This is a genomic window from Moraxella sp. I5G, assembly GCF_055193055.1.
This window is the reverse complement of record NZ_JBUXLH010000018.1, coordinates 19,538-35,441: the sequence shown is the minus strand read 5'-3', so window position 1 is coordinate 35,441 and position 15,904 is coordinate 19,538. Positions and strand designations below refer to the sequence as shown.

Below are 15,904 nucleotides of genomic sequence, written 5' to 3'. Positions count from 1 at the left end.
TTGACAATATCTAATTATCCCTTTTATCATTTAAGAAGTTCTTACGCATTACCCTGCTTGGAAATATTTTTTGATTGCAAGAGTGCTGATTATTGCTACAATTTATGCATTACTGATTCGTTTAAATAACGCTGAAGACCAAACTAAAAGCTCAAGAAGTTCTGCACAAAATTGAGGTGACTAATAAAAAACCCTAAAATTATTTGAGGTGATTTTTTTGCTATCCAAAACAACGATTAGATAAAAAAACTTAAAATATTAAACCTAACGTCAAAAAAATTTAAAAAAATACTTGACGAATAAAAAATTTTTGTTATAATGGCGCTACTTTTTCAGATATATGGTGAAAGCACTGAAAAAGCCTAGCGTCCCATTCGTCTAGAGGCCTAGGACATCGCCCTTTCACGGCGGTAACAGGGGTTCGAATCCCCTATGGGATGCCACTTATTTTAAACTCTCAAGCTAATCACTTGAGAGTTTTCACTTTTTGTAACTTCTGATACAGCGATAACACACAAGTTATCTTGATTAGCCCCCTGTGATAATGCTATATTACTGTCAATTTTGATGATAGGTTACAAAAATTTATGTTAATTCGTATTATTCGCCATCCTTTATTTTTACTCAGCATTGCAGGATTTGCTCTGGGTGCTTTGGTCGCCTGCAGTTCTGCGCCCAAACATGAGAATCCAGCCATTGCCATTGAGCGACCCAACGCCAAACCTGCCCCCAAAGAACCGCAAAAACTACCACCCGCACAAAACATCCCTGTGCAAACTCCAGTTGCTACACCATCGCCAAAACCAATTACCGTTACTCCCACCGCTCCTATCGCCCAAGAAAAACGGCACTATCACAGCTTTGATGAATGGAAAAATGATTTTATCAGCCGTCTAATTTCACAAGGTTACAATCAAAATAGTGTTTATCAACTCATGAATGGAGCAAGTTTAAATAATCAAGTAATTGCCTTGGATAATAAACAAGCTGAATTTTCTAAAATGCCTTGGGAATACGTTGAATCTGCTGCATCAAATACACGTGTAAGTAAGGGAAAAAATCAATTAAATGAATATCCTAGTCTGCTAACGCGCTTAGAAAATCAATATGGGGTACCCAAAGAAATCGTTGTGGCAATTTGGGGTATGGAATCCTCTTATGGGGCTGGAACAGGTAACATGAATCTCATCAATGCGTTATCCAGTCTTGCCTATGATGGTAGACGCAGAGCCTTTGCCGAAGGCGAATTAATTGCCATGTTAAAAATGATTGAACGTGGTGATGTTATGCGTTCTGATTTAGTAGGTTCTTGGGCAGGCGGCATGGGACACACTCAATTTATTCCATCAACATGGCTAACCCAAGGCGTTGATGGCAACAATGACGGACATAAAAACCCTTGGACAATCTCAGATGCTTTAAGTTCCACTGCCAACTATCTAAGTAATAGCGGCTGGATTCGTAATGTTGATGCATTTTATGAAGTACGTTTACCATCTGGCTTTAATCACAATCTAATTGGTCAAAAACAATCGTTAAGCGCTTGGCAAAATTCAGGGTTACATTTGGTTTCTGGGGGTACACTCTCTGGTGATACAGAAGCCGAACTGTGGCTACCTGGGGGTATTTATGGTCCAGCAATTTTAATAACGCCTAATTTTGACGTTATTAAAGTGTATAATAATTCATCAAATTATGCCTTGGGTGTGGCACTACTTGGTAAACGCATCAGTGGCAAAAGTGGCATTATTGCCAGCTGGCCTCGCCACGAAAGTCCCCTATCATCAGCTCAAATTAAACGCCTGCAACAAACTCTAACCAGTCTTGGTTATGATACAGGTGGTACCGATGGCGTGGCAGGTGCTAATACTCGCCGTGCATTTGCTCGTTGGCAAAAAGACAATAACAAAATTCCAGATGGTTTTATCAGCCAAAGCTCAGCTGGCTCATTGATTTGGTAATGACTCAAAACGAAAACCGCCAGAAAATAGGCGGTTTTTTATTTATCTAACAAAATACAGTTTTTTATCACGAAAATATTTGATTATATACTATGAAATTAGGCGGCTTAAACCAGTCCAACAACTCTTAACATCGCCATACCAATTGCCATACCAAGCATGCTAAAAATTGTGGTAAATGCTAAAATATTTGCTGCAAGTACATCATTACCACCCATAGATTTTGCCATAACATAACTTGCAGCAGCAGCAGGGCTTGCCACCATAATAAATAAGACTCCAAAATGCATTGGAGATAAGGCAAAAATAACCCCTATGATGATCGCTAATGTTGGCGCAACAACAATTCTTCCAATACTTGCTTGCATGGACACACCAGAAAGACCAAACATGGACTTCATATCCAGCGTTGCTCCTGCACAAATCAATGCCAAAGGTAAAGCAATATTAGATAACAATTCGCCCGTTTTTATAATTGGTTTTGGAAGCATAGGAAAAGACAGTGCTTTGTATATAAATGCACTGACAAGCGCGACAATCAAGGGATTGGTGAATATTTTTTTTAAAATGCCCGCAAACTGTTTAGTAACGTTTTTATCTTTTTGGGTGCGTGATAAAGTAATGACAGACAAAACATTATATAAAATCGTCAAAACCCCCATATAGACTGCGCCAACACTGGTGCCATCTGCTCCATAAGCATTGCCTACAACGGATAAAGAAATGATTGCCATATTAGAACGGAATACTCCTTGAACAAAAACACCTTTATCCTTAATGTCATTCACAAAAAATTTGGCATAAATTTCTGCCCCAAAAAATAAAATAAACGTCGTTAGCACGCCTGCGCTTAATAAAATCACTTGTTCGCCATAATGGACCGTACTTTTAATCACGCTAAAAAACAGTAAACATGGCAATCCAAAATTAAACACCAATTTTGATGCCACATCCACAAAATTGGTATCAATTGTATTTTTTCGTTGCATAAAAAAACCTAGCCCCATTAAAGCTAGGTTTGGAAATACAATTGTAAAAGCAAAAAATATCGCTGACAATAATGTATCAATATTCACAAAAATTCCTTTTATGCTTATTAAATCCTATTTGCCAAACGTATTTTTAAAAGCATTTAACGTAGTTTGAGATTGACTTTTATCGTAAATGGCAAATGTCACTTCATCAAACGCTGTCTTAAAATACGGCTGATTCAGCAAATCGGCAAATACTGACGCAACAAAAACAGGATTATTTTTAAACACGCCACAGCCCCACGCTCCAAGCACCAGCGTACGATATCCTAATGATTTTAATAATGCCAGTAACAGTTCTGCTCTTTTTACAAAAGCACGTTCAACATCTACTTGACCATGTTTGTGTTTTGCTAAATACGCCCCCATATTTGGGGCGGGAGCGGTAATTACCGATGCCAAAAACACATCATCAAGCCAATCATCTAAACGAAAAAACGGTACTTTTGGCGAATAAATCATATGGTCAGTATAAATCAAAGATGAATTTGCTCGGTTGGCTTGATAATATACTGGACACATCAATTGACATTCATAAAGCCCCGAGGCACGGCACAAATCCTCCTCTTGAGCTTTTGCCCCTCCTAAAAACCCGCCGCCTGCATTTTTAGCAGAAGCAAAATTTAGTAATGCAACATCCCTGCCCTGACTGGTTAAATTAAATGCTGCTTGTTGTGTACTGCATGCCCAAACTTCAATTTGACAAGCTGTCTTATTTGACTGGTCTTGTTGGCAATTTTGCAGTATCTTTTGTAATGCATCTGGAGTAAATAGCTTAGAGTTTATTTTAGCAAAAGTTTGCTGAGAGCTAAAATCCTTACCGTTTGGCAACTGACCAGTTTGGCTGATTTCTAAAGCCTTTTGAGCAATTTCTTTGATATTCATTTTATTTTTTTTCACATTCAATAACAAAATATGTAAATCATCTGTTTAAAATAAAGAAATAATTATTTTTCAATATCTTGTAATTTTTTAATTTTTTTAATTGTCATTGCAAGTAAACTGACTGCCGCAGGAGTTACGCCACTGATTCGGCTAGCTTGAGCCAGCGTTGCCGGTCGGATATGAGATAATTTTTGTACAATTTCATTAGACAGTCCTGATACTGCCTGATAATCAAAATCCATTGGCAAAGGCGTGTTTTCAAGACGTTTCATTTGCTCAATTTCTTCATTTTGACGACTGATATAGCCCTCATATTTCACTGCAATTTCAATCTGCTCGCCCACCTCTCCACTAACGGTGCTTTCTGCAATCTTAGCAATGTCAGTAAATTTAATATTTGGACGCTTTAATAAATCCAGTAAATTATTTTCTTTGGTTAAAACTTCATCTGTATTTTGCATAAAAGCTCGTCCGATTGCATTATTAGGTGCCGCCCAGATATGCCCTAAACGTGCTGTTTCTTGTTCAATTGCTTCCATTTTTTGACTGAAAGCTTGCCAGCGTTCATCATCAACCAAGCCTAATTTTCGCCCAATTTCAGTGAGTCTTTGATCGGCATTATCTTCACGTAATAATAATCTGTGTTCTGCACGGCTTGTAAACATACGATACGGTTCGTTTGTACCATGCGTAATTAAATCATCCACCAAAACACCAACATACGCTTCATCACGCCGTGGGGTAAAAGAATCCTTTTCTTGCACAGATAAAGCAGCATTCATGCCTGCCAAAAGCCCCTGAGCTGCTGCCTCTTCATAACCTGTTGTGCCATTGATTTGCCCCGCAAAATAAAGCCCTTCAATAGATTTGGTTTCAAGAGTTGGTTTTAGATTTTGTGGGTCAAAATAATCATACTCAATAGCATATCCAGGACGAGTGATGTGGGCATTTTCAAGTCCTTTCATGCTATGAATAAAATCCAATTGCACATCAAATGGCAAACTAGTAGAAATGCCATTTGGATACAATTCATGCGTTGTCAAACCCTCTGGTTCAATAAAAATCTGATGGCTTGTTTTATCGGCAAAACGATGAATTTTGTCTTCAATAGATGGGCAGTATCGAGGTCCTACCCCTTCAATTTTGCCACTAAACATTGGACTTCTATCCAGATTGGCACGAATAATATCATGGGTACGTTCGTTGGTGTGGGTGATGTAGCAATTTACTTGTTTTGGGTGCATCGCGACATTACCCATATAACTCATTACAGGCAATGGTGTATCTCCAGGCTGCACTGTCATAACCGAAAAATCCACAGTTCTAGCATCAATACGAGCGGGTGTGCCTGTTTTTAGTCGCCCAACGGGCAGTTTTAATTCGCGTAATCGCTCCGCTAAACGAATGGCGGGTATATCCCCTGCCCGTCCACCACACTGACTGTCAAGCCCCACATAAATGGTTCCGCCCAAAAATGTTCCTGAGGTCAATACCACAGTTTTGGTAATAAATTCGACACCTGTTGCTGTAATTACCGAAGTTGCACGACCATTTTCGACGACAATATCATCAACAGGCTGTTGAAATAAATCCAGATTTGGTTGATTTTCCAACATATGGCGAATCGCAGCTTTGTACAAAATACGGTCAGCTTGTGCCCGTGTTGCTCGCACTGCCGCTCCTTTTCGACTATTTAAAACTCGAAACTGAATTCCCGCTCTATCAGCAGCCAACGCCATAGCCCCACCCAATGCGTCCACTTCACGCACCAAATGCGATTTACCAATACCGCCAATAGCAGGGTTGCAGCTCATTTGCCCAAGCGTTTCAATATTATGTGTGATCAGTAACGTACTTACACCCATACGTGCTGCCGCCAAAGCCGCTTCTGTTCCTGCGTGACCACCACCAATAACTACCACATCATAATTTTTAGGATATTTCATGATTTGCCTTTATGTATAAACTGTTTATTTAAGTTTTTAAAAACCTTACATTTTAACACAGTTTTTTTAAGAGAGTTTTATCATTTCACAGAATAAAATTAAATCAAATTGTGATGACTGATTGTAATAATTATTTGTTATAATGCCAATTTATTTAATTTTAAGAAGTTTATGACTCGTGTCAATGTGGTTCATCCAAATATATTAACTGACCAACATTTATTTGCTGAATATCGTGAAATCACTCGACTGTTTTCTTTGGTTGAAAAAGCCAATAAAAGCCTAAATAATCAAGAAATTTTCCAAAAAATTCCACAAAATTATCGCATGGGTCAAGGTCATGTGTTGTTTTTTTATGATAAGTTAGAATTTATTGAAAAGCGTTATTTTGCTTTAAAACAAGAATTGACTGCACGAAATATGCAATTTACGCCAAAAGACAGCATCGTCAAGTTTCGTCAAGAGATTGATAAGTGTTTTTATCATGATTACCAGCCAACACCAGAAGCGCTGTTAGCAAACATACATAGGCTTAAAGAAAAAATTAATCAGCGCCCAAATTTTTATCGATATTTTGGCAAACTAATTCATGATGAGGCTTATCTTGAACAACTGGATAATTTAATGTAGATTGCTATTTTGCTCTTCAGCAATGACTTGTCTTGCTACGTGTAAAATCAGCTGTCTTAGCCATTTATGGGCGGGATGATGTTGTAATAACGGCGACCATGCCATCGTTAATTCAAATTCTGGAATAAAAAATGGTGGTTCTTTGACGACAATTTTTGGATTGTTATTGGCTTGCAGTTTGGCAACACGTGTTGGCAACGTTGCAATCAAATCTTTATTGGCACTTAACATGGCAGGCATTTGGTAATGACGAGTAAAAACGCTGATTTGGCGTTTTTGACCAAGTCGCTCCAGTGCTTTATCAATTGACCCCAGACCGCCCGATTTTTCAGGGTTAACTCCAAAACCAACACCCATGCCTGTTTTAGACACCCAAACATGTTGGGCTTTTAGATAATTTTTTAGATTAAAACGATACAAATATGGACTTTCTGCTGATAAAAGACAACTAAATGTATCGCGCCAAACCAAAACTTGATGAAAACTTTGAGGAATTTCATTAAAGCGATTAATCGCTAAATCCACACGACCTTGTTCCATATCTCGATACGATACATCCGATGGTGTTAAAAAATCCAAGATAACATTAGGAGCTTCGGAACGTAAGGCTTTTACCAATCTTGGCACAAGTGTCGCCTCAGCATAATCACTGGTCATGATGCGAAAAATTCGCGATGTACTATAAGGACGAAATTCGGTACGTGGTTCTAAAATTGCGGCTACATCAGATAAAATCTCTCTAATGCGTGGCTGAAGTTCACTGGCACGCTCAGTTGGGGTCATACCTTCACTGGAACGCACAAGTAATGGGTCATTTAATAAAGAACGCAATCTGCGCAAAATATTACTCATTGCAGGCTGAGTAATGTCAAGTTGTTCGGCGGCTCGGGTTACGTTTTTTTCGCGCAACAACACATCTAAATACACCAAAAGATTTAAATCAACTTTTTGCAGATTCATAATCGCTCTTATTGTTTTATAAATTTGGATTTATGGGACTAATCTTATTTAATGAATTGACTTGACTTTCTGCTACTTGCAAAACGCCATCTATTTTTTGATAAAAGTCAGTTACTGAAGATGTGCTTTCATTTGTTTTGATGGTGATGGCAATAGCATTAAATACTTTATAATCATAAATTACGGTATCGCCCTTAGCGTTGATGGCATTCATCAAATTTTGTTTTTTACCTTCTTCAAAATAGATAATTAATGTACGATTTTGAGCTTCTTCTTGGCGATAGGCTTGATAAGTTGCAGGTGTAATATAGATTGGTATTTGAGTAATGGGTTCAGGTTGTGGTCGATTTTTGTACAGTTTATGCTGACACGCTGATAAGAAAATTAATGATATTACGCACAAAAATACTACCTTTATCTTGTAATTCATCACATTGATTTTTTGCATAAAACAACTCTAACTAACAATATTTTAAACAATTTCCACACACGTACCAACAGCAACACATTCGTACAATTTAATAATATCTTCATTTCTCATGCGAATACAGCCATGCGACATTGGCACACCCATAGGTTCACTATCAGGTGTACCGTGTATATAAATGTAACGACCATAAGTGTCGCACGATTTACCATCCGCAGTTTTGCCTAAATTTTTACCCATCTCGGTGCCTTTTAACCATAAAATTCGACTTAAAATCCAATCTCTATCTGGGTACTGCTTACCTAAATTTTCGTCATAAACTTCACCAGTAAACTTGCGCCCCACAAACACCGTATTTATTGGGCAATTTGTACCAATTTTTTCAGCAATAACGTGCACTCCCAAAGGTGTGCAATAAGAATTCTCCAGCTGTCCTGTGCCGTTTTTTGCTGTGGAAATGCAAAAAGTATCCACGATTGTGTTATAACAAAATACGGTTAATGTTTGGGTAGTGGTATCTACCAATATACGGTAATTTTGCATAAATTTAGCACAAAATAGGTGTTTAAACAAATAATTAAAATTCCCATTCTAACAAAAATAGGTTTGTTTTTCACTTATTTTGTGTTATTTTTTGTGATAAAATATCGCAATGGATTCGAATATTAAATGAAAAAACCTTAAGTAAAAACAAACCTAGGAGTATTTATGAGCCACACCATTTTACAATCATTACCTAAAGGACAAAAGGTTGGAATTGCTTTTTCTGGTGGTTTAGATACATCAGCAGCTTTACTATGGATGAAGCAAAAAGGAGCGCTACCTTACGCATATACCGCCAACTTAGGTCAGCCTGATGAAGAGGATTATAATGCCATTCCTAAAAAAGCGATGGCGTATGGCGCAGAAAATGCTCGCTTAATTGATTGCCGTTTACAGCTTGCCAAAGAAGGCATTGCGGCGATTCAATGTGGAGCATTTCACATCACAACAGGTGGCATGCCTTACTTTAACACCACACCGCTGGGTCGGGCAGTCACGGGAACGATGCTTGTTGCAGCTATGGCAGAAGATGGTGTTGATATTTGGGGCGACGGCTCAACCTACAAAGGCAATGATATTGAACGTTTTTATCGTTATGGATTATTAACCAATCCTAACCTAAAAATTTACAAACCTTGGCTTGATGTAAAATTTATTGATGAGCTTGGCGGCCGTGCTGAAATGTCTGAGTTTTTAATCAACAATGGTTTTGATTACAAAATGAGCAAAGAAAAAGCCTACTCTACTGACTCCAATATGCTTGGAGCAACTCACGAAGCTAAAGATTTAGAATTTTTAAGTGCTAGCCATAAGATTGTTGAACCAATTATGGGGGTTGCTTTTTGGGACGAAACCATTGAAATCAAAACTGAAATTGTAGAAATTGAATTTTCAGAAGGCGTGCCCATTGCCATCAATGGGGAAACGTTTGATGACCTTACCCAAATGATGCTAAAAGCCAATGAAATCGGGGGAAGACACGGGCTTGGAATGACTGACCAAATTGAAAATCGTATTATTGAAGCCAAATCTCGTGGTATTTATGAAGCTCCAGGAATGGCATTATTGCACATCGCTTATGAGCGTTTAGTAACGGGTATTCACAATGAAGACACGATTGAACAGTACCGCATCAATGGTTTACGTTTAGGTCGTTTGCTTTATCAAGGTCGCTGGTTTGATTCTCAAGCCTTGATGCTGCGCGAAACTGCTCAGCGCTGGGTTGCTAAAGCCATCACAGGTAGTGTTACTTTAGAGCTTAGACGTGGCAATGATTACAGTATCTTAGATACCAAATCACCAAATCTTACCTATGAACCTGAACGCCTCTCCATGGAAAAAGTAGAAGATGCTGCCTTTACTCCAACAGACCGCATCGGACAACTTACCATGCGCAACTTAGATATTGCTGACACTCGTCAAAAATTGGCAATATACACCCAATCGGGCTTATTGGGACATACCAGTAATGTTGTTCCACAATTGGAAAATAAATAAGCTTTTTAAAAAAAGCTGATGGTATAAAAGCTATTACATGGGGTTTTGGTTGTCACTAGTTTATTATTGTAATTGACATCCAAAACCCTTTGTTCTAAAACAAAGATTACTAAAATAGTTTTTGTATAATGTGTTACTCATCAACTTTGGTATGTTTGATTTAAAGTTTTTAAAATCAGCTAATGATTCAAACTTATTTATCAAAAACTTTTAAATAATGAATTTTAAATTGATTGTAATTTAAAAATTTTTTTAATATAATTTATTTTTTAAATTATTCATCACTAATTTATCTTAAGTTTTCAGTAAATTATCTTTAATAAAAGTTTTATAAAAAGCTCCTAAACGCATTTAATAACTTTCCATATAATAAAATCATTCACTTATTTCTAAAAATACTAGGTTATTTCCAAAGAGCTATTTCTAAAGAATAGTATTAATATTAAAGCTAAAAGCAAATTCATTTTATTGTTTGATATAAGTAAATTTACTAAAATCATTTAAATAACCTATATAAATTTTTGAAAATGTAATAAAAAAATTGCTGTTTTTAAATAATTTAATTATAAAATCATATTTTTTAATTTAAATAAATGGTTTACAATAGATTGTTATTATTTAAATGTAGTTACTATGTCCATAATTCGCAAACGCAAACTTACCAAAAACCAAACCCGACAAATTCAAAAAAATCATCAAACTGTAGATGATAAATATTTATTTTCTGGCGTGATTGTCGCTCATTTTGGCAAACAGCTTGATGTGCAAATTACCGCTTTACCTGATGACCCTTCAAATTATCCAAATTCAACCCAATCTTTGATTGTTGGGGAGGTTTGCCGCTGTCATGTTCGTACTAATCTGCCTTTATTGTCGGCAGGTGATTTAGTAAAATTTAGCCTAAACCCGCAAGATAGTAGCGCTGGAGTCATTGAAATACTTTTACCAAGAAGTACTCTCATCACGCGCCCTGACCGCTATCATAAATTAAAACCAGTTGCTAGCAATGTTGATATTTTGGCAATTGTTTTTGCGCCTTTACCAAAACCATCAACCAACTTAATTGACCGTTATTTACTTATTGCCAAATTAAGTAAAGTGACGCCTCTTTTAATTTTAAATAAAGCAGATTTGTTGGAAAATTTTGCTGACGTCTCAAAAATTTTTGAAGAATATCAATTTCTAGGGGGAAAATATGGCTTTAATGTCATTCAAACCAGTTATCAGGACAAACAAAGCATTATTGAATTAAAACGCCAAATTAATCATAAAATCTGTGTGTTTGCAGGGCAATCTGGCGTTGGTAAATCAAGTTTAATTAATACGCTTTTACCCCATGCTAATCAGTCCACCAACGTAATTTCTACCAATTCTGAACTTGGACAGCACACCACCACAACCAGTCGTTTTTTGGCGTATGATGATGCAGATTTAACCAAAGGCGGCATTATTGATACACCTGGAATTCGCGAATATGGGGTTTGGCACTTATCACCTGATGAAATCTTATATGGGTTTGATGAACTGTTTGAGCTGTCTGGGACTTGTCAATTTCGCGACTGTACCCATAAAGCAAATAGCAAGGGATGTAATTTTTGGAAAATGGTCGAAAATGGTGAAATTTTATCCAGACGCATTGACAGCTTTAATGAACTTTATACAGAAGCCAAAAACTCAAAATCCAGTCATTAAATGCGCAGATAAACATATGTAAACCAAATAAAATTTTACATTTATCCCAATAAAATAAGATGTATTTTTTATAAAAAATCAGTATAATACTTCGCTTGTATGTTGATTTTTGTTGTAAAATGGAGTAATTTTTGTGGAACGCTGGTTTGAATTTATGAGCAACCACCCTTTTTTATTTGGCACATTATTTGTGTTGGTGGTGATGTTTTTTAGCATAGAAAACAAACGTAGCGGCAAAAAAATTGCCCCAAACGCATTAGGTATGATGGTTAATAATCAAAATGCGGTTTTAATTGACATTCGCCCCACTAATAAATTTACTACAGGTTATATTTCTGGTAGTCGCAATATTCCATTTACTGAATTAAAAAATCATCTTAATGAACTGCAAGCCATCACCGCACCCATTATTTTTATCTGCGATATGGGCATGCAGGCAGGTATGGCAGTGCAGCTTTTGGGTAAACCTAACGCCATGCGATTAGAAGGTGGAATTACCAATTACCAAGCAGCAGGATTGCCCTTAATTACCCCAAAAACTAAAAAATAATTCAACCTAGAATCCAAAGGAATTCCAATGGTAGCTGTTCAAATCTACACCAAAACCACATGTCCTTATTGTGTTGCCGCCAAGCAACTATTAGAACGTAAAGGCGTAAATTATCAAGAATTTAATGTATTGACTTTAAGTCAGGATGAATTGGACAGTTTGAATGTCCGTACCAATAATTATCGCACTGTACCACGTATTTTTATTGGTGATGCTTTTATTGGTGGTTTTGATAATCTCAACAAATTAGAAAAAGATGGTAAACTTGATGCGTTGTTAAATGCTTAACAACCATTTAACTTCAAATAAATTTCTTTATTATCAATCTGTTAAACCTATTGGAGTTTTTTTATGTCAGACGAACAATTAGCCCCCCAACTTGGTCTTGAGCGCATCTATGTAAAAGACATTTCGCTTGAAGTGCCTAGTGCTGAAGTGTTTACCAAAGAGTGGCAGCCAGAGCTTGATATCGGTTTAACCACGGCAAGTTCTGATTTGGATGAAGACCACAAAGAAGTGGTATTAACAGTCAGTGTTACCGCCAAAAATGCGGGTAGTACTGCATTTATTGCTGAGGTTCAACAAGCGGGTATTTTTGTGCTAAAAAATATCCCCGAAAGTGATATGCCACATTTATTAAATGCCTATTGTCCAAATGTGTTATTCCCTTATGCTCGTGAAGTTATCAGTGACATTATTGCTCGTGGTAGCTTCCCACAATTGTTGCTTGCACCTGTAAACTTTGACCAAGCATTTTTACAAAGCCAAGCTCAAAACGAAGGTAATGCTTAATCAGTGATTACCTATCAGTAATCAAGCCCAAAAATCTTTATGGTTTTTGGGTTTTTTATTTTGGATAAATTGATTATAATGACAGTTACTTTAAAATGTTATTTTTTAACATTTTAACAATGGTTTTAATGGCGGTTTTTTAACACTTTGATTCTAATCCCTTGATTTTGAGAAATTATGCAAACAGTACAAGTTAAAATTATCAATCCAAAAATTGGTCAAGACCCAAATTTTCCAATACCCACTCGAGCAACTGATGGTTCGGCAGCGATTGATTTGCGAGCGTGCATTGACGAACCTTTAACCATTAAGGCAGGTGAGACTTGTTTGGTTGGAACGGGTATTTGCGTCTATATTTCCAATCCCAATTTTGCTGGACTGATATTGCCGCGCTCTGGGCTTGGGCACAAACATGGTATCGTTTTGGGCAATTTGGTTGGTTTGATTGATGCTGATTATCAAGGTGAATTGATGGTGAGTGTTTGGAATCGAAGTGGTCAAGATTTTACTTTAAATCCTGCTGAACGTATGGCGCAATATATGGTTGTGCCAATTTGTCGTCCTGATTTTGAGATTGTTGAAGAATTTAGTGATGTTAGCGAGCGTGGCGCAGGCGGTTTTGGAAGCTCTGGAACGCATTGATATTACAAATAAATGCTTTATTATTTATAGTTTACTGTTTTTTAAGGAAAAAATATGTCTTTAACTTTAGATGAAGCCAAACTCACCGCTCAAACCATTACAACTGCTCTACCCTATATCCAAAGATACAAAGACAAACTAATCGTCATTAAATATGGCGGAAACGCCATGACTGACCCCAAACTTGAAAGTTCTTTTGCCAAAGACATTGTACTTTTAAAAACTGTTGGTATTCACCCTGTGGTGGTACACGGCGGCGGACCTCAAGTAGACCGATTGCTAGGCGAACTTGGACGAGAATCAGAGCGCATTGATGGCATGCGCGTTACTGACAAAGCAACCATGGACGTGGTAGAGATGGTGTTGGGTGGTGGAGTCAATAAGTCCATTGTTAATTTGATTAATAAACATGGCGGTAAAGCTATTGGTTTGACTGGCAAAGATGCCAATCTTATCACCGCTCAAAAGCTGATTAAAACAAACGAATCAGGAAATAAAATTGATTTGGGGTTTGTTGGCGAAGTTAAAAGCATCAATAAAACTGTTATTGACATGCTAATTGCTAGTGATTTTATTCCTGTAATCGCTCCGTTAGGCGTAGATGAAGAAGGCAATACCTACAATATCAATGCCGATTTGGTTGCAGGAAAAGTTGCACAATTTTTAAATGCACAGCGCCTATTATTACTGACCAATATCAAAGGGGTTTTGGATAAAAATGGCAAAATTTTAACTAGCCTATCGCCCGAAGATGTTGATAATTTAATCAAGGACGGAACAATTTATGGTGGTATGATTCCCAAAATTGCAGGGGCGCTTGACGCTGTTAAAGCAGGTCTTAGAAGCGCCACGATTGTTGATGGCAGAGTTCCTCATGCGTGTTTATTGGAAATTTTTACTGATGAAGGAGTTGGTACTCAGATTTTAAATGAAGCCTAAAATTAGAGAAATAAAATGAACAAACTTTGTCTAGTTTTAATCCCAGCTTTTTTATTAGTGGCTTGTCAAAAATCACCTGATTCAGCCCATGCGCCCCATTCAACTTATGAAGCAGCTGAATTCACCACACTTACTGCAAATATTTTGCCAGAAAGCCAAATCATCACTCAAGAAGAAAATAATCCTCACTTAAAAAACCGTTTATTAGCGGTAAATGGTGAGATTAGTTTTGAAACCAGTGATGTTTTAAAAACCAATAGTGAAATCGAAAATCTCACCCTAAAACATGGAGGTTACATTCAAAACAGTCAAATTGCCAATCAAGAAAATTCCACTCATACCCTATCTGTTGGTCATGACCAAAAAAAGCAGCTTATCAGTTACAACCGCCATGCTAATGTTATTATACGCATTCCAAAACAAAATGTGGCAGCCTTTTTAACAGAATTATCGCCATTGATGGAGTTTTTGGAATATCGTAATTTTTTGGCTGAAGATGTGAAATTAGACATCCAAAAATCATTGCTACAAGCCAAAATTCAAAGTGAGAAACAACAAGAACTGCAACATATTGATAATAATCAAGAAAAAACTACCATCATCACACAAAACGCGTCAGCAAAAGAAGAACAAATGTATGCTGAGCTTCAAAAAATGATGCTTGAAGACAAAGTTAAGTTTACCACCATCACATTAAAATTTCATGAAGCTGCGAAAGTTACTCAAAAAACCATTCCTGATATTGATAACAGAATCAAGCAAGAAAGTAATTATACTTTCTTTAGCCAATTAAAAAATTCATTGGCAGATGGCTGGTATTATTTTTTACAACTTATTTTATTAATTAGCAAACTTTGGGTTATTATTTTGGCAACATGTGCTGGCTTGTATGCTATCTGTAAATGGCTAAGACGTCGCAAAAAGGTTGCGCCAGCCCATATAAAAGAAAAAACCAAACATGAGTTATAAAAATGTCTTTGCATACAGCGGTTCGTCAAAACCAATCAGCTGAATTTCTTTGTCATTGTATTCACCAATTATTATTGGGCGTTTTAGTATGCTTTGATTTTCTTTAACAATATCATAAATGGTTAAATCAGCATTCGCTAACGACTGATGGTTTATCAAGCTATTTTTTGCGTCTTCATCCAATTTTTTATAGGTTGTACCTTGTTTGTTGATGACTTTATCCAATCCAAATATTGCTAGAAGCTCATCGAACTCATGTTTGGATAAAGTTACTTTTTTATAATCAAAAAATTGATATGGTATTTGATGGGTTGTTAAAAAATCAAATGCTTTTTTCATACTATTGCAATTTTTAATGCCATAAATTGTAATCATGTCTTTATCCAACTGTATCATGATGAAATCGTTAATTTTATCTAAAATTTTGCCAAATTGTCAAT

17 protein-coding genes and 1 tRNA gene are annotated in these 15,904 nt (G+C 36.7%); 11 read left to right on the top strand and 7 right to left on the bottom strand.

Annotated elements, in window-relative coordinates; all coding sequences use genetic code 11:
• Nucleotides 1-367 precede the first annotated feature (367 nt).
• Nucleotides 368-443: transfer RNA gene (locus ACZBKJ_RS09175), tRNA-Glu, on the top strand.
• Nucleotides 444-587: 144 nt separating this feature from the next.
• Nucleotides 588-1,961 carry a lytic murein transglycosylase gene (locus ACZBKJ_RS09170; protein ID WP_463200761.1) on the top strand — a complete coding sequence of 458 codons (1,374 nt, stop codon included), beginning with the start codon at nt 588-590 and terminating at the stop codon, nt 1,959-1,961.
• Nucleotides 1,962-2,068: 107 nt separating this feature from the next.
• On the opposite strand, the gene ACZBKJ_RS09165 is transcribed toward ACZBKJ_RS09170, so the two are convergent.
• The 3 genes from ACZBKJ_RS09165 to mnmG form a co-directional block, all read right to left on the bottom strand.
• Nucleotides 2,069-3,037, bottom strand: a complete 969-nt coding sequence (locus tag ACZBKJ_RS09165; protein WP_463200760.1) for an AEC family transporter — start codon at nt 3,035-3,037, stop codon at nt 2,069-2,071.
• A gap of 27 nt (nt 3,038-3,064) precedes the next feature.
• On the bottom strand, nt 3,065-3,877 hold the full coding sequence (locus ACZBKJ_RS09160) for a TIGR02452 family protein (RefSeq protein WP_463200758.1): 813 nt from the start codon (nt 3,875-3,877) through the stop codon (nt 3,065-3,067).
• Between the two features lie 62 nt (nt 3,878-3,939).
• Nucleotides 3,940-5,823, bottom strand: coding sequence for a tRNA uridine-5-carboxymethylaminomethyl(34) synthesis enzyme MnmG (mnmG, locus tag ACZBKJ_RS09155; protein ID WP_463200757.1), 1,884 nt, complete (start codon nt 5,821-5,823; stop codon nt 3,940-3,942).
• A gap of 171 nt (nt 5,824-5,994) precedes the next feature.
• Between mnmG and ACZBKJ_RS09150 the strand changes: the two genes are divergently transcribed.
• Nucleotides 5,995-6,453 (top strand): pyrimidine dimer DNA glycosylase/endonuclease V, encoded by a 459-nt coding sequence (locus ACZBKJ_RS09150; protein ID WP_463200756.1) that lies wholly within the window; start codon nt 5,995-5,997, stop codon nt 6,451-6,453.
• Here ACZBKJ_RS09150 and ACZBKJ_RS09145 read toward each other — a convergent pair.
• From ACZBKJ_RS09145 to ACZBKJ_RS09135, 3 genes are read right to left on the bottom strand one after another with little or no spacing between them, the layout of a single operon-like run.
• The gene (locus tag ACZBKJ_RS09145; RefSeq protein ID WP_463200755.1) at nt 6,445-7,413 is read right to left on the bottom strand and encodes a LysR family transcriptional regulator; all 969 of its coding nucleotides are present in this window, start codon (nt 7,411-7,413) and stop codon (nt 6,445-6,447) included. The genes ACZBKJ_RS09150 and ACZBKJ_RS09145 overlap by 9 nt on opposite strands.
• Before the next feature lie 16 nt (nt 7,414-7,429).
• The gene (locus tag ACZBKJ_RS09140; protein WP_463200754.1) at nt 7,430-7,861 is read right to left on the bottom strand and encodes a hypothetical protein; all 432 of its coding nucleotides are present in this window, start codon (nt 7,859-7,861) and stop codon (nt 7,430-7,432) included.
• Nucleotides 7,862-7,885: 24 nt separating this feature from the next.
• On the bottom strand, nt 7,886-8,383 hold the full coding sequence (locus ACZBKJ_RS09135; protein WP_463200753.1) for a L,D-transpeptidase family protein: 498 nt from the start codon (nt 8,381-8,383) through the stop codon (nt 7,886-7,888).
• A gap of 165 nt (nt 8,384-8,548) precedes the next feature.
• Between ACZBKJ_RS09135 and argG the strand changes: the two genes are divergently transcribed.
• The 8 genes from argG (at nt 8,549) to ACZBKJ_RS09095 (ending at nt 15,464) form a co-directional block, all read left to right on the top strand.
• Nucleotides 8,549-9,880 (top strand): argininosuccinate synthase, encoded by a 1,332-nt coding sequence (gene argG / locus ACZBKJ_RS09130; protein ID WP_463200752.1) that lies wholly within the window; start codon nt 8,549-8,551, stop codon nt 9,878-9,880.
• A 633-nt stretch (nt 9,881-10,513) separates the two neighbouring features.
• The gene (rsgA, locus tag ACZBKJ_RS09125) at nt 10,514-11,572 is read left to right on the top strand and encodes a ribosome small subunit-dependent GTPase A (protein ID WP_463200751.1); all 1,059 of its coding nucleotides are present in this window, start codon (nt 10,514-10,516) and stop codon (nt 11,570-11,572) included.
• Between the two features lie 133 nt (nt 11,573-11,705).
• Nucleotides 11,706-12,122, top strand: a complete 417-nt coding sequence (locus ACZBKJ_RS09120; protein ID WP_463200750.1) for a rhodanese-like domain-containing protein — start codon at nt 11,706-11,708, stop codon at nt 12,120-12,122.
• Nucleotides 12,123-12,149: 27 nt separating this feature from the next.
• Nucleotides 12,150-12,410 carry a glutaredoxin 3 gene (grxC, locus tag ACZBKJ_RS09115; RefSeq protein ID WP_463200749.1) on the top strand — a complete coding sequence of 87 codons (261 nt, stop codon included), beginning with the start codon at nt 12,150-12,152 and terminating at the stop codon, nt 12,408-12,410.
• A 63-nt stretch (nt 12,411-12,473) separates the two neighbouring features.
• Complete coding sequence (gene secB / locus ACZBKJ_RS09110) at nt 12,474-12,914, top strand: protein-export chaperone SecB (protein ID WP_463200748.1); 441 nt, start codon at nt 12,474-12,476, stop codon at nt 12,912-12,914.
• A 177-nt stretch (nt 12,915-13,091) separates the two neighbouring features.
• Nucleotides 13,092-13,556, top strand: coding sequence for a dUTP diphosphatase (dut, locus tag ACZBKJ_RS09105; protein WP_463200747.1), 465 nt, complete (start codon nt 13,092-13,094; stop codon nt 13,554-13,556).
• A gap of 54 nt (nt 13,557-13,610) precedes the next feature.
• Entirely contained in the window at nt 13,611-14,495 is an 885-nt protein-coding gene (gene argB, locus ACZBKJ_RS09100) for an acetylglutamate kinase (protein ID WP_463200746.1), read from the top strand.
• A 15-nt stretch (nt 14,496-14,510) separates the two neighbouring features.
• On the top strand, nt 14,511-15,464 hold the full coding sequence (locus ACZBKJ_RS09095) for a DUF4349 domain-containing protein (protein WP_463200745.1): 954 nt from the start codon (nt 14,511-14,513) through the stop codon (nt 15,462-15,464).
• Here ACZBKJ_RS09095 and ACZBKJ_RS09090 read toward each other — a convergent pair.
• Nucleotides 15,459-15,839, bottom strand: coding sequence for a Spx/MgsR family RNA polymerase-binding regulatory protein (locus ACZBKJ_RS09090; RefSeq protein ID WP_463200744.1), 381 nt, complete (start codon nt 15,837-15,839; stop codon nt 15,459-15,461). The genes ACZBKJ_RS09095 and ACZBKJ_RS09090 overlap by 6 nt on opposite strands.
• Nucleotides 15,840-15,904: the final 65 nt, after the last annotated feature.

Bases quoted from the DNA above. Each gene is read 5' to 3' on its own strand.
- mnmG (WP_463200757.1), bottom strand. From the start codon at position 5,823: ATGAAATATCCTAAAAATTATGATGTGGTAGTTATTGGTGGTGGTCAC.
- ACZBKJ_RS09160 (WP_463200758.1), bottom strand. From the start codon at position 3,877: ATGAATATCAAAGAAATTGCTCAAAAGGCTTTAGAAATCAGCCAAACT.
- ACZBKJ_RS09135 (WP_463200753.1), bottom strand. From the start codon at position 8,383: ATGCAAAATTACCGTATATTGGTAGATACCACTACCCAAACATTAACC.
- ACZBKJ_RS09150 (WP_463200756.1), top strand. From the start codon at position 5,995: ATGACTCGTGTCAATGTGGTTCATCCAAATATATTAACTGACCAACAT.
- argG (WP_463200752.1), top strand. From the start codon at position 8,549: ATGAGCCACACCATTTTACAATCATTACCTAAAGGACAAAAGGTTGGA.
- argB (WP_463200746.1), top strand. From the start codon at position 13,611: ATGTCTTTAACTTTAGATGAAGCCAAACTCACCGCTCAAACCATTACA.
- secB (WP_463200748.1), top strand. From the start codon at position 12,474: ATGTCAGACGAACAATTAGCCCCCCAACTTGGTCTTGAGCGCATCTAT.
- rsgA (WP_463200751.1), top strand. From the start codon at position 10,514: ATGTCCATAATTCGCAAACGCAAACTTACCAAAAACCAAACCCGACAA.
- ACZBKJ_RS09170 (WP_463200761.1), top strand. From the start codon at position 588: ATGTTAATTCGTATTATTCGCCATCCTTTATTTTTACTCAGCATTGCA.
- grxC (WP_463200749.1), top strand. From the start codon at position 12,150: ATGGTAGCTGTTCAAATCTACACCAAAACCACATGTCCTTATTGTGTT.
- dut (WP_463200747.1), top strand. From the start codon at position 13,092: ATGCAAACAGTACAAGTTAAAATTATCAATCCAAAAATTGGTCAAGAC.
- ACZBKJ_RS09145 (WP_463200755.1), bottom strand. From the start codon at position 7,413: ATGAATCTGCAAAAAGTTGATTTAAATCTTTTGGTGTATTTAGATGTG.
- ACZBKJ_RS09095 (WP_463200745.1), top strand. From the start codon at position 14,511: ATGAACAAACTTTGTCTAGTTTTAATCCCAGCTTTTTTATTAGTGGCT.
- ACZBKJ_RS09090 (WP_463200744.1), bottom strand. From the start codon at position 15,839: ATGATTACAATTTATGGCATTAAAAATTGCAATAGTATGAAAAAAGCA.
- ACZBKJ_RS09140 (WP_463200754.1), bottom strand. From the start codon at position 7,861: ATGCAAAAAATCAATGTGATGAATTACAAGATAAAGGTAGTATTTTTG.